At 70.7% G+C, this 12,770-nt stretch carries 11 protein-coding genes; all 11 read left to right on the plus strand.

Annotated elements, in window-relative coordinates; genetic code table 11:
* Positions 1–49: 49 nt before the first annotated feature.
* The 11 genes from BM145_RS08810 to murG all read left to right on the plus strand — a co-directional run bounded on the left by BM145_RS08810 (position 50) and on the right by murG (position 12,745).
* Positions 50–319 (plus strand): hypothetical protein, encoded by a 270-nt coding sequence (locus BM145_RS08810; RefSeq protein ID WP_245739207.1) that lies wholly within the window; start codon positions 50–52, stop codon positions 317–319.
* A 629-nt stretch (positions 320–948) separates the two neighbouring features.
* Entirely contained in the window at positions 949–1,455 is a 507-nt protein-coding gene (locus BM145_RS08815) for a division/cell wall cluster transcriptional repressor MraZ (RefSeq protein WP_093333292.1), read from the plus strand.
* The gene (gene rsmH, locus BM145_RS08820) at positions 1,452–2,402 is read left to right on the plus strand and encodes a 16S rRNA (cytosine(1402)-N(4))-methyltransferase RsmH (protein WP_093333293.1); all 951 of its coding nucleotides are present in this window, start codon (positions 1,452–1,454) and stop codon (positions 2,400–2,402) included. The genes BM145_RS08815 and rsmH overlap by 4 nt, the downstream gene beginning before the upstream one ends.
* Positions 2,399–3,028 (plus strand): hypothetical protein, encoded by a 630-nt coding sequence (locus BM145_RS08825; protein WP_093333294.1) that lies wholly within the window; start codon positions 2,399–2,401, stop codon positions 3,026–3,028. The genes rsmH and BM145_RS08825 overlap by 4 nt, the downstream gene beginning before the upstream one ends.
* Complete coding sequence (locus BM145_RS08830) at positions 3,025–4,755, plus strand: peptidoglycan D,D-transpeptidase FtsI family protein (RefSeq protein WP_177200135.1); 1,731 nt, start codon at positions 3,025–3,027, stop codon at positions 4,753–4,755. Before BM145_RS08825 ends, BM145_RS08830 begins: the two co-directional genes overlap by 4 nt.
* Before the next feature lie 10 nt (positions 4,756–4,765).
* Positions 4,766–6,181, plus strand: a complete 1,416-nt coding sequence (locus BM145_RS08835) for a UDP-N-acetylmuramoyl-L-alanyl-D-glutamate--2,6-diaminopimelate ligase (RefSeq protein WP_093333295.1) — start codon at positions 4,766–4,768, stop codon at positions 6,179–6,181.
* 124 nt (positions 6,182–6,305) lie between these two features.
* A complete protein-coding gene (locus tag BM145_RS08840) occupies positions 6,306–7,676 on the plus strand; it encodes a UDP-N-acetylmuramoyl-tripeptide--D-alanyl-D-alanine ligase (protein WP_093333296.1) in 1,371 nt (456 codons plus the stop codon).
* Positions 7,677–8,747: a phospho-N-acetylmuramoyl-pentapeptide-transferase gene (gene mraY, locus BM145_RS08845; protein WP_093333297.1), complete on the plus strand. Its 1,071-nt coding sequence runs from the start codon at positions 7,677–7,679 to the stop codon at positions 8,745–8,747.
* A complete protein-coding gene (murD, locus tag BM145_RS08850; RefSeq protein ID WP_245739209.1) occupies positions 8,744–10,174 on the plus strand; it encodes a UDP-N-acetylmuramoyl-L-alanine--D-glutamate ligase in 1,431 nt (476 codons plus the stop codon). The genes mraY and murD overlap by 4 nt, the downstream gene beginning before the upstream one ends.
* 74 nt (positions 10,175–10,248) lie before the next feature.
* Complete coding sequence (locus tag BM145_RS08855; RefSeq protein ID WP_093333414.1) at positions 10,249–11,430, plus strand: FtsW/RodA/SpoVE family cell cycle protein; 1,182 nt, start codon at positions 10,249–10,251, stop codon at positions 11,428–11,430.
* Positions 11,431–11,593: 163 nt separating this feature from the next.
* Positions 11,594–12,745, plus strand: coding sequence for an undecaprenyldiphospho-muramoylpentapeptide beta-N-acetylglucosaminyltransferase (murG, locus tag BM145_RS08860; protein WP_093333299.1), 1,152 nt, complete (start codon positions 11,594–11,596; stop codon positions 12,743–12,745).
* Positions 12,746–12,770 lie beyond the last annotated feature (25 nt).

Genomic DNA, 12,770 nt, shown 5'->3' on the forward strand with positions numbered 1-12,770 from the left:
GACACGGGCTTGTCGCCGTGAGGACGAGTAGTTACGTTTCAGCGACGAGATGACCGAGCGCCCCGAACCCTCGCAACCGTTGCAGCGAATCAAGGTCGGCCTGATCGGCTTGTTCGCCGTCGTGCTGCTGATCGCGCTGGCCAGTGCGATCCTGGGATCGGCGACCCGCGACCAGTCGCCCGCGGGCCTCGCGCAGGGCAATCTCGTGGCGCAGATCGCGGCGGGCAATGCCAGCGGCGCGGCGACGGGCGAACCTCTGGCCGAGATGGGCGTGGCGCCGAGCGCGGGCAACGTCCAGGATGGTGGCGCTCCTCGGTAGCAACGGACTCGATCGTGGCGAGTCGGCAGCCCTGCTCCGGCGAAATCCGGACGGTCGGTCTGCGACCATGAGAGTATGATGACGTCAGCTTGACCCAGCACGGTTCGCCCTGAGCGATGTCGAAGGGCAGGCCCCAGGTGAACCGTTCGCGGCCTGTGCTTCGACTTCGGCGCCATGCGCCGAAGTTTATCCTGAGCTTGTCGAAGGGCCCGGCACGAACGGGTCAGGTTGATGTGGTCGTGCTCCGGTGTCCGGTCGTGCTCGATTCGACGTCACCGCGCGAAACACCATCGCACGTTTGCGAACTTGCGGCTGCGAATCAGGTCGAGGCGCTTCGCAAGCTCCAACGCCGAGGCTGTCTTCCGAGCGCCGCCTGGCGCATCGCATCTTTTTGCCCTGTCGGTCGAACGAGATCGGGCATGTGTGGCGCGCGGCATCCCCGTGATTGAACGGGTTTGAACGTCGTTTCCCGCGAAATCCCGTAAAATCCCGTTGCGACCCGCGATAGCGGCTGATACGTCCAGGTTAATTCAGGGGCATGTTCTTCCATCGCGTGTTCGCGAGCGGGATCGGACGCGAGTTCGATTCCGAGAACGGGGAAGTCGTGCGCGCCAGAGTGCGGAGTTGGCGTGTTGAGCAGGGGGCGTTATCAGGGAGACGGTATCGGCCTTGTCGACGACAAGGGCCGGGTAGCCATTCCCGCCGCGCTGCGTGCGACGCTCGCCGCCAACGCGCCCAAGGCCGACGGCAAGACCGGCGGCACGATCATCGTCGGCCCGCACCAGAATCCGGCGACCAAGTGCCTGATCGCCTACGACACCGGCTATCTCGACATTCTGGCCGAGCAGCTCGACCGGCGCGAGGCGGCGTTCACCGGCCCCGACGGCGAGTTCGACTACAACATCAAACGGCGCGCGGCGGCGGGCGAGGGCGTGCCCTTCGACGGGTCCGGCCGTTTCATCATGCCCGCATTCCCTCGCTTCTACGCCGGGATCGGCGAGCACGCCTATTTCTACGGCACGCTCGATTACATCGAGATCTGGGATCCGAAGACGCTGATCGAGACGGACGGCATGGCCGACAACGTCAAGGCGGCGGCGCGTTTCCACATGATGCAGAAGGGGGTCGCGCTGTGAGCGATGCGCCCCACGTCCCCGTCCTGCTCGACGAGGTCGTCGCCGCGCTCGCCCCCATGTCTGGCGAGACGATGGTGGACGCGACGTTCGGGGCGGGCGGCTACACCCGTGCCCTGCTGGCCAGCGGCGCGGCGGTGATCGCGTTCGACCGCGATCCGGACGCGATCGCCGCGGGCGAGTCGCTGGCGCTGGACGGGCTGCGGCTGGTCCACGCCGATTTCTCGTCGATGGAAGCGGCGCTGGCGGGCGAGGCGGTGGACGGCGTGACGATGGACATCGGCGTGTCCTCGATGCAGCTCGACCAGGCGGAGCGGGGCTTCTCGTTCCAGGCGGACGGGCCGCTCGACATGCGCATGGCGCAGGCGGGGATGAGTGCCGCCGACTTTGTCAACGAGGCGGACGAGGGCGAGATCGCCGACGTCATCTATCAATACGGCGACGAGCCAAAGTCGCGCCGCATTGCGCGCGCAATCGTCGCCGCGCGGCCGGTGACGCGCACCGCCGAGCTCGCCGGCATCGTCCGCCGCGCCGTGGGGTACAAGCCGCACGACAAGAAGGACCCGGCGACGCGGACCTTTCAGGCGATCCGCATCCACGTGAACCGCGAGTTGGGCGAGCTGGCCGACGGTCTGGCCGCGGCCGAGCGGGTGCTGAAACCCGGCGGGCGGCTGGCGGTGGTGACGTTCCACAGCCTGGAGGACCGGATGGTGAAGCGGTTCCTGCGCGACCGGTCGGGCGCGGCGCCTTCAGCTTCGCGTCATCTGCCCGCTGCCACGGCAGGCGCGGCACCGAGTTTCGAGAAGGTCGGCCGCGGCGTGCGGGCCGGCGAGGCCGAGATCGCGCGCAACCCGCGCGCGCGCTCGGCGACCCTGAGAGTGGCGACGCGGACGGCGGCTCCGGCGTGGCAGGGAAATGGGCGGGGCAGTGTGGCGGAGGTGAGCGTATGACGGCGGCGTATCGATTGAAGGGGATCGGCTGGTTCGGCGGCTGCGTCGCCGTGGTGCTCGGTTTCTACCTCGTGTCGCTCCAGGTCGCGGGCGAGCGCAAGAAGCTGGAAAGCGTCAACAAGCGCATCGCCGCGGCCGAGCGCGACATCCGCGCGCTGGAGACCGAGTTCGACACGCGCGCCAACCTGGTCCAGCTGGAGCGGTGGAACGGCGACACGCTGGCGCTGTCGGCGCCGACCGCCGGCCAGTACGTCGCCGACGAGACGGCGCTCGCCTCGCTCGACGTGACCGCGCCGATGGGCGGGGCCGGATTGCGGACCGCCGCCTTGGTGGTGCCGTCGGGCGCACCGGCGCTCGCGCCCGCGCAACCGGCGATGACGCTGGTCGCCGCCACCGCGCCGTTGCCCGCCGTCCCCGCCGCTGCCGCTGCCCGCGCCGCCGTCGTCCGTACCGCCGCCGTGTCCGTGCCCGTCCGCACGACCCCGATCGCCGCGGCGCGCAGCGTCGCCGCGGTTGCCAAGGTGCGGCCCGACGCGGTGGCGATGCTCGACCGCAAGCTGCTGTCCGACTCCACCCTGGGCGATATCCTGGCGAGCGCGCGTGCCGAGGCGGGTCGCAAGCGTTGACCGCGCTGGTCGCACGACCCGTCGCCCGGCCGCCCGCGTCCCGCCGCGCGGGCAGCCAGCAGCGTCAGCAGATGGCCGCGGTGTCGCACATGCGGTTGATGATGCTGATGCTGCTCTTCGCCGCCGGCGTCGTCCTCATCATCGGTCGGCTCGGCGTGCTGGCACTGTTCTCGGGCGCGGAGGCGCGCGCCGCGGTGGCGACGCTGGCGTCGCGCGGGGACATCGTCGACCGCAACGGCGCGCCGCTCGCGCGCACCATCGACGCCTGGACGATCGCCGTCCACCCGCGCGAGTTGATGGGCGACAGGATGGACCTGGCCGCCAAGCTCGCCGCGCTGATGCCCGATCGCGGCGACCAGGCCTGGTTCTACGGCCAGCTGACCAAGGACGTCAGCTTCACCTATCTCCAGCGGCGCGCCTCGCCGGCGCTGGTCGAGCAGGTCAACGCGCTGGGCGAACCCGCGATCGTCTTCGCGCGCGAGACGCAGCGCCTCTACCCGCAAGGAGCGCTCGCCGCCCACGCGCTCGGCTTCCTGTCGCCCGAGGGACACGGGATGAGCGGCATGGAGCGGGTGCTGGACGAGCGGCTGCTCGATCCGGCCACGCGCGGTGCGCCGGTGGCGCTGTCGATCGACACGCGCGTGCAGGCAGCGATCGAGAGCGAGCTGTCCCGCGCGATGGCCACCTTCTCCGCGCGGGGCGCCGGCGGCGTCGTGCTCGACGCGAATACCGGCGAGGTGATCGCGATGGTGTCGCTGCCGACGTTCAACCCGAACCGCGTCGGCATGTCGGGGCCGGACGAGCTGCGCAACATCACCACGCAGAGCGTGTTCGAGCTGGGATCGACGTTCAAGCCGATCACCATGGCGACCGCGATGGACACCGGCGTGGTCACCAGCATGGCGCGGCGGTTCGACGCGACGCACCCGCTGAAGGTCGGCGGTTTCACCATCCATGACGAGCGCGGCGATCCCAAGCGCTGGCTGAACATGGCGGAAACGCTGATCTACTCCTCCAACGTCGCCACCGCGCGCGTCGCCGACCTGGTCGGGCCGCAGCGGATGCAGACGATGTTCAGAAAACTGGGCTTCGACACCAAGCCCGATATCGAGCTGCGCGAGAAGGGCCGGCCGCTCTGGCCGACCTATTGGGCGCGGACGACGACGATGACCACCGCCTACGGCCACGGCATCGCGGTGACGCCGCTCCACCTCGCCTCCGCCTACGCGGCGCTGGTCAACGGTGGCGTCTGGCGGCCGGCGACGCTGATGAAGGTGGAGCCCGGCCGCGCCGCCGAGGGCCGCCGCGTCATCACCGAGGGGACGAGCGCGCGGATGCGGCAGATGCTGCGGTTGATCGTGCTGCGCGGCACGGGGCGCAAGGGCGAGGCGCCGGGATACCGCGTCGGCGGCAAGACCGGCACGGCCGAGGCGGCGGTGGCCGGCGGCTACGACCGGTCGCGCAACGTCGCCACCTTCGCCGCCGCCTTTCCGATGGACGCGCCGCGCTACGTCGTGGTCGCGATGCTCGACTCGCCGCAGGGCACCAAGGAGACGGGCGGGTGGAAGACCGCCGCCTGGAACGCGGCGCCGGTGGTCGGGCGCACCATCTCGCGCGTCGGCGCGATGCTGGGCGTGATGCCGGACGAATCGCGCGACATCGACGTGTCCGACCTGACGCCGCTGCTGTGGCAGGAGCCGGGCGCCAAGACGGTCGCGGGGCATTGAGGGGGATCGGATGAAGCTGGGCACCCTGACCGGCGGGACGGAGGAAGCGGCGGTCACCGGTTTCGCGATCGACCATCGCAAGGTCGCGCCCGGTACGATCTTCGGCGCCTTTCGCGGCGCGCGGGTCAACGGCGAGGATTTCATCGCCGACGCGGTCAGGAGCGGCGCGGTGGCGGTGGTCGCGCGGCCCGAGGCGATGGTCGACGGCGCCGTCCACATCGCCGACGACGAGCCGCGCGCCGCGTTCGCGCGGCTGGCGTCGCGCTTCTTCGGGCCGTTCCCCGACACCGCGGTGGCGGTGACCGGCACCAACGGCAAGACCTCGACCGTGGAGATGACGCGCCAGCTGTGGCGCATGGCCGGCCACCATGCCGCCTCGATCGGCACGCTGGGCGTCACCACCGCCGACGAGCGGGTGACCACCGGGCTGACCACGCCCGACGTGGTGACCTTCCTGTCCAACGTCGCCGGGCTGGCGCGCGAGGGGGTGACGCACCTCGCCTTCGAGGCGTCGAGCCACGGGCTGACGCAGTATCGGACGGAGGGGCTGCGCGTCGCGGCGGCGGCGTTCACCAATCTCAGCCGCGACCACCTCGACTATCACGGCGACATGGCGGCCTATCTGACCGCCAAGCTGCGCTTGTTCTCCGAGGTGCTGAGCGACGACGGCACCGCGGTGGTCTGGGCCGACGACCAGGAGAGCGCGCGGGTGATCGACCTGGCGCGCGCCCGCGGCAATCGGCTGGTCACCGTCGGCGAGCGGGGCCAGACGCTGCGCCTGGTCGGTCGCGATCCGACGCTGCTCGGCCAGGGGCTGGTGATCGAGGCGGAGGGCGCGAGCCACAACGTCCAGCTGCCGCTGATCGGTGCCTATCAGGCGGCGAACGCGCTGGTCGCGGCAGGGCTGGTCATCGCCACCGGCGGCGAGGTGGCGGCGACGCTGCAGGCGCTGGCCCGGCTGCAACCGGTGCGCGGGCGGCTGGAACGTGCGGCGATCGCCCGATCGGGCGCGCCGGTCTACGTCGATTACGCGCACACCCCCGACGCGCTGGAGGCGGCGATCGCCGCGCTGAAGCCGCACGCGGCCGGGCGGCTGATCGCCGTGTTCGGGGCCGGCGGCGACCGCGACCAGGGCAAGCGCGAGCCGATGGGCCTCGTCGCGGTGCAGCGAGCGGACGTGGTCATCGTCACCGACGACAATCCGCGCGGCGAGGACCCCGCGGCCATCCGCCGCGACGTGCTTGCCGGCGCGCGCGGTGCCACGGAGATCGGCGACCGGCGCGAGGCGATCGCCGCCGCCATCGCCGGGGCCGGGCCGCAGGACATCGTGCTGATCGCCGGCAAGGGCCACGAGCAGGGACAGATCGTGGGGGATCTGGTGTTGCCGTTCGACGACGTCGCGGTCGCGCGGGAGTGCGCGGGTTGAGCGGGACGAACGATCTCCCCTCCCGCGTGCGGGAAGGGGCGGAGAAGGGCGGTCGTCCCAAGCTCGGGCTTCGTTACGAGGAAACTGCCCTTCCTCGGCCTCTCCCGACATCGGGAGGGGAGAAGTGAGCCTCTGGACCTCCGGCGAGATCGCGGCGGCGATCGGGGGCACTTCCTCGGCCGATTTTGCCGTCACCGGCGTCGCCTTCGACAGCCGCGAGGTCGGGCCCGGCGACCTGTTCGTCGCGCTGAAGGGCGAGGCGACCGACGGTCACCGCTTCCTCGACCAGGCGTTCGCGCAAGGGGCGGCGGGCGCGATCGTGTCGGCGCCGACCGACCAGCCCCATGTCCGCGTCGCCGACAGCTTCGCCGCGCTGGAGGCGCTCGGCCGCGCTGCCCGCGCGCGGACGGCCGCCATGATCGTCGGCGTCACCGGCTCGGTCGGCAAGACCGGCACCAAGGAGGCGCTCGCCGCCTGTCTCGACCGGACGTGGCGGGGGCAGGTGCATCGCTCGGTCAAGAGCTACAACAACCATACCGGCGTTCCGCTGAGCCTCGCGCGGATGCCCGCGGCGTCGCGCGCCGGCGTGTTCGAGATGGGGATGAACCACGCGGGCGAACTCGCGCACCTGACCACGCTGGTCCGCCCGCACGTCGCCATCGTCACCGCGATCGCGCCCGCGCACACCGAGTTCTTCGCGGGCGAGGAGGCGATCGCCGACGCCAAGGGCGAGATTTTCCGCGGCCTCGAACCGGGCGGCACGGCGATCGTGCCCTATGACAGCCCGCACCGTGACCGCCTGCTCGCCGCCGCCGCGCCGTACGCGGGCCGGGTCGTCACCTTCGGCCTCGATCGCGGTGCCGACGTCCACGCGATCGAGGCGGTGCGGCTGGAGTCGGCCGGCAGCTTCGTCACCGCGCGGGTCGGCGGGCGCGAGCTGAGCTTCACCCTGTCGCAGCCGGGCGACCACTGGGTCTCCAACGCGCTCGCCGTGCTCGCCGCGGTCGACGCGGTCGGCGGCGACCTGGGACTCGCCGGCCTCGCGCTCGCCGATCTGGGCGGGTTGCAGGGGCGGGGGGAACGGTTCCGGACCGCGGGCGACGTGCTGGTGATCGACGAGAGCTACAACGCCAACCCCTCGTCGATGCGCGCGACGCTGGCCGTGCTCGGCCGCGAACCCGGCCGCCGCCTGGCGATTCTGGGGGAGATGCGCGAACTCGGCGCCGGATCAGATGCTTATCACGCGAACCTCGCGGAGCCGATCATCGCCGCGCGCGTCGAACGGGTGGTGCTGGTCGGCGAAGCGATGGCGCCGCTCGCCGCCGCGCTTGAGGGGCGCGTCGGACTCGTCCATGTGGCGTCCGCCCTCGACGCGCTCGACGCCGCCCGTGCCCAGCTGACCGACGGCGATGTGGTGCTGGTCAAGGGATCGAACGGGGTGGGGCTGTCGCGCGTGGTCGCGGGGTTGAGGGCGGGCTTGAGGAACGAGACGTAGATGCTGTTCTGGATCGCGGCGCACCTGGGCTATCCGGGGCTGCTCAACCTCATCCGATACCAGACCTTCCGCACCGGCGCGGCGGTGGCGACGGCGCTCATCATCGGCTGGATCATCGGCCCGAAGTTCATCGGCTGGCTGCGCGTGCGCCAGGGCAAGGGCCAGCCGATCCGCGCCGACGGGCCGCAGACCCACCTCGCCAAACGCGGCACGCCGACCATGGGCGGCCTGATGATCCTGACCGCGATGAGCCTGGCGATCCTCCTCTGGATGGACCTGTCGAACCCGTTCGTCTGGGCATGCCTGTTCGTCACCCTGGGCTTCGGCGCGATCGGGTTCATGGACGATTACGATAAGGTCCGGAAGGCGACCACCGCCGGCATCCCCGGCCGCGTCCGGCTGCTGCTGGAGTTCCTGATCGCAGGGATCGCCGCCTGGATCATCATGCGCCAGAACGGGTCGGGGCTCTTCCTGCCGTTCACCAACCGCTATTACCTCGAACTCTGGTGGTTCTACCCCGTGTTCGCGGCGTTCACGATCGTCGCGTTCGGCAACGCGGTGAACCTGACCGACGGGCTGGACGGGCTGGCGACGATGCCGGTCATCATCGCCTCCGTGACCTTCATGGTCATCGTCTACCTCGCCGGCAACGTCCGCTTCGCCGACTATCTCGGCATCCCGCACGTGGCCGGCGCGGGCGAGCTGGCGATCTTCTGCGGCGCGGTGGTGGGGGCGGGGCTCGCCTTCCTCTGGTACAACGCGCCGCCCGCGGCGGTGTTCATGGGCGACACCGGCAGCCTGGCGCTCGGCGGCGCGCTCGGCACGATCGCGGTGGTCGCGCATCACGAGATCGTGCTGGGCATCGTCGGCGGGCTGTTCGTGGTGGAGGCGCTCAGCGTCATCGTCCAGGTGTTCTTCTACAAGCGCACGGGCAAGCGCGTCTTCCGCATGGCGCCGATCCACCACCATTTCGAGCAGCTCGGCTGGAGCGAGCCGACGGTGGTGATCCGCTTCTGGATCATCAGCCTGGTGCTGGCGCTCGCCGGGCTGTCGACGCTGAAACTCCGGTGATCGTCTCCCCGGTCTGGAGGGGCAGGCGCTACGCGGTGCTGGGCCTTGCGCGGTCGGGCGCGGCGACGGTGCGGGCGTTGCTGGCGGCGGGCGCGCACGTGCAGGCGTGGGATGCGGACGAGACGCGGCGTTCTTCAGTCCTCCCCGAGCTTGCTCGGGGAGGGGGACCGTCGCCGAAGGCGATGGTGGAGGGGCAGGTGGCGCAGCCGCCGTCTTCGACGGCGCCCCTCCACCACTCGGCTGACGCCGAGCGGTCCCCCTCCCCAAGCAGGCTTGGGGAGGACGTGGTGATCGCCCCGCTCGACGACCTCGCCGGCTTCGACGCGCTGGTGGTGTCGCCGGGCGTGCCGCTCAACACCCACCCGATCGCCGCGGTGGCGCGGGCGGCGGGGGTGCCGATCATCGGCGATATCGAGCTGTTCGCGGAGGCGCGCGCGTCGCTGCCGCCGCACAAGGTGGTCGGCATCACCGGCACCAACGGCAAGTCGACCACCACCGCGCTCGTCCACCACATCCTGCGAACCGCGGGCGTGCCGAGCCTGATGGGCGGCAATATCGGCCTGCCGATCCTGGCGCAGGAGCCGTTGCTGGAAGGCGGCGTCTACGTGCTGGAGCTGTCGAGCTACCAGATCGACCTGACCCGCACGCTCGATTGCGAGGTGGCGGTGCTCCTCGATGTCACGCCCGACCACCTCGATCGCTACGACGGCTTCGAGGATTATCGCGCGTCCAAGCTGCGGCTGCTCGACATGCAGGCATGGGACCAGGTCGCCGTGGTCGCGAGCGACGAGAACGGGGTCGGCAGCGCCGTCCGCGCGATGACGACGGGAGCCGAGCTGACGCAATGGTTCGGTGGCGACTATGCCATCGACTTTGCCGACGAGCAGTCGCACTGGCCCTCCCTGCAAGGCCCGCACAACGCACAGAATGCCTGGGCGGCCAGGATCGCATGCCTCGCGCTGGGCCTGCCGCACGGCGCGATCGACGCAGGCCTCCGCACTTTCACCGGCCTCCCCCACCGCATGCAGCGCGTCGCCACGATCGACGGCGTCGCCTATGTCAACGATTCCAAGGCCACCAACCCGGAATCCGCCGCGCCCGCGCTCGGTGCCTTTCCGCGCATCCACTGGATCGTCGGCGGGCGCGCCAAGGGCGACGATCTCGACGCCTGCGCGCCCTATTTCGGCAACGTCGTCGCCGCCTACACGATCGGCGAGGCGGGGCCGCGGTTCTTCGAAGTGTTGAAGGGCCGCGTGCCCGTCGTTGAGAACGCCGGCTCGCTCGACATCGCCGTCGCGCACGCCGCCGCCGCGGCGCGGCCCGGCGACACGGTGCTGCTGTCGCCCGCCTGCGCTAGCTTCGATCAATATCGCGACTATGAAGAGCGCGGGGCCGCGTTCGGGTCTCTCGTGGAGAAGCTCGCATGACCGACGTCCGCGCCGGCGGTTCGGGAACCGACCGTCTGGGGAATGACAGGGGCGGTCGCGCGCTGATGGCGCAGATGAGGAAGCGTGGCGGCCGCGGTGACCGGTCGCCGCTCGGCACCTGGTTCTGGGACATCGACCGGATGCTGCTGGCGCTCACCGCCTGCCTGATCGCGATCGGCCTGATCGCGGTCGCGGCGGCGAGCCCGGCGACGGCGGTGCGCTACTCGGGCGAGCATCACAAGATCGCGCCGCTCTATTATTTCTGGCGCCAGCTGATGTGGGTGGGCCTGTCGCTGCCGGTGCTGATCGCGGTGTCGATGCTGCCGGTCGCGCAGGCGCGGCGGCTGGCGGTGTCGGGCGCGGCGGTGTTCGTCGCGCTGCTCGCGCTCGCGCCGGTGATCGGCGCCGAGCATAACGGCGCCCGCCGCTGGATCGGCGTCGGCATCGCCGAGTTCCAGCCGTCCGAGTTCCTGAAGCCCCTGTTCATCGTCACGGTCGCCTGGCTGCTGTCGCTGAAGGCGAAGGATCGCGAATTGCCGACCGTGTTCATCACCGGCGCGATGACCGCGGGCGTGGCGGTGCTGCTGATGCTGCAACCCGATTTCGGCCAGACGGTGATCTTCTGCTCGGTATGGATGGCGCTGCTGATGATCGCGGGGACGCCGACGCGGGTGCTCGCCGGCATCGTCGGCATGGTGCCGGTCGGGCTGGTCTGCGCCTATCTCTTCTACGGCACGGCGCGTCAGCGGATCGACGCGTTCCTGTTCCCCGGCATCGAGGGGGAGGGGGCCGCCGACCATTTCCAGGTCGACGCCGCGCACCGCACGCTGACCAGCGGTGGCTGGACCGGCACCGGCCCCGGCGCGGGATCGGCCAAGTTCGGGCTGCCGGAAGCGCATACCGACTACATCTTCTCGGTGATCGGCGAGGAGTTCGGGCTGATCGCCTGCTCGGTCGTCGCGGTCGTCTTCCTCGCCATCGTGGTGCGCGTGTTCGTGAAACTGCTCGACGAGCAGGATGAGTTCAAGCTCCTCGCCGCCGCCGGCCTGGCGACGCAGTTCGGCGCGCAGGCGCTGGTCTCGATGGCGGTCAACACCGGCCTGGCGCCGTCCAAGGGGATGACGCTGCCGTTCATCAGCTATGGCGGATCGTCGATGATCGCGCTGTCGATCGGCATGGGGTTGCTCCTCGCCTTCACCCGGCGCAATCCGTTCCTGACGCGGAGCCCCTACGTGGTCCGCTGGAGCGGTGAATGACAAGGGTGAGAACTCATGATTGCCGACGGCTCCGGGCGACCGCGAAGCGGCGGGCCGGATCGATCCCGCAGGTGTGTCATTCGTCGTCAACGATGCGCCGCATCGCCTCCTCCTCTTTCCTTCCTGCGAGCTCGATCCGGCTCCGTCATGGCCATCGGCAATCATGAGTTCTCAACCTAGACATTATGTGTTGGCGGCCGGTGGTACGGGCGGTCACATGGTACCGGCGGCGGCGCTGGCGCAGGAATTGACGAGACGTGGCCACCGCGTCGCGCTGGTCTCCGACGCGCGCGGCGTGCGCTTTCCGGGTCTGTTCGAGGGCGTGCAGACGCACGTCCTGCCTGCCGGTCGCTTTCAGGTGAAGCGGCCGCAGGGCTGGGCGTCGGCGGTGCGCGAGATGTGGCGCGGGCGGGCGATGGCGCGCGAACTGTACCGGACCTTCCGTCCCGCCGCCGTGGTCGGCTTCGGCGGCTACCCGGCGCTGCCGGCGCTGCTCGCCGCCTTCGCCGACAAGATCCCCACCGCCGTGCACGAGCAGAACGCCGTGCTGGGCCGGGTCAATCGGCTGGTCGCGGGCAAGGTCCACGCGATCGCCACCTCCTACGCGGAGACGCAGCGGTTGCCGGCGCGGCTCGCGGGCAAGACGCACCTCGTGGGCAATCCGGTGCGCGAGGCGGTTCTGGCGCTTCGTGCCAGACCCTATCCGTTATTGGAGGAGGACGGCATCTTCCGCGTCCTGGTGACCGGCGGCAGCCAGGGCGCGAGCGTGCTGTCCAAGGTGGTGCCCGACGGTTTGGCGATGCTGCCGCCCAATTTCCGCCGCCGCCTGCAGGTGACGCACCAGGCGCGGATCGAGGACATCGACGCGGCGCGCGCGCAATATGCCGAGCACCACATCGCCGCCGAGCTCGCCACCTACCTGCCCGACATGCCCGAGCAGCTCGCCTGGGCACACCTCGTGATCGGTCGCGCGGGCGCGTCGACGATCGCCGAGCTGACCGCGGCGGGGCGGCCGGCGATCCTGGTGCCGCTGCCCTCCGCGACCGACGATCACCAGACGGCGAACGCGCGCGAGATGACGGCGGCGGGCGGCGCGCGGACGATCGCGCAAGGGGCGTTCACCGCGGTGGAACTCGCCAAGCAGATGCAGAAGCTGGGCCTCGATCCGGAAGCGCTGGAGAATGCCGCCGGTCGCGCCAAGAGCGTCGGTCGGCCGACGGCGGTGAGCGATCTGGCCGATCTGGTCGAGAGCCTCGATGCGCCGCTGGCGCGCCTGCCGGTCGCCACGCGTCAGCCCAGGGAGGCGTTCGCGTGATTTCGTTGTCTTCGTACCTCCCCTT

The organism is Sphingomonas rubra (genome assembly GCF_900115745.1).
GTDB lineage: Bacteria > Pseudomonadota > Alphaproteobacteria > Sphingomonadales > Sphingomonadaceae > Sphingomonas > Sphingomonas rubra.

Coding starts and splice junctions, on each gene's coding strand:
- BM145_RS08810 (WP_245739207.1), top strand. CDS start 50: ATGACCGAGCGCCCCGAACCCTCGCAACCGTTGCAGCGAATCAAGGTC.
- BM145_RS08825 (WP_093333294.1), top strand. CDS start 2,399: ATGACGGCGGCGTATCGATTGAAGGGGATCGGCTGGTTCGGCGGCTGC.
- BM145_RS08835 (WP_093333295.1), top strand. CDS start 4,766: ATGAAGCTGGGCACCCTGACCGGCGGGACGGAGGAAGCGGCGGTCACC.
- mraY (WP_093333297.1), top strand. CDS start 7,677: ATGCTGTTCTGGATCGCGGCGCACCTGGGCTATCCGGGGCTGCTCAAC.
- BM145_RS08855 (WP_093333414.1), top strand. CDS start 10,249: ATGAGGAAGCGTGGCGGCCGCGGTGACCGGTCGCCGCTCGGCACCTGG.
- murG (WP_093333299.1), top strand. CDS start 11,594: ATGAGTTCTCAACCTAGACATTATGTGTTGGCGGCCGGTGGTACGGGC.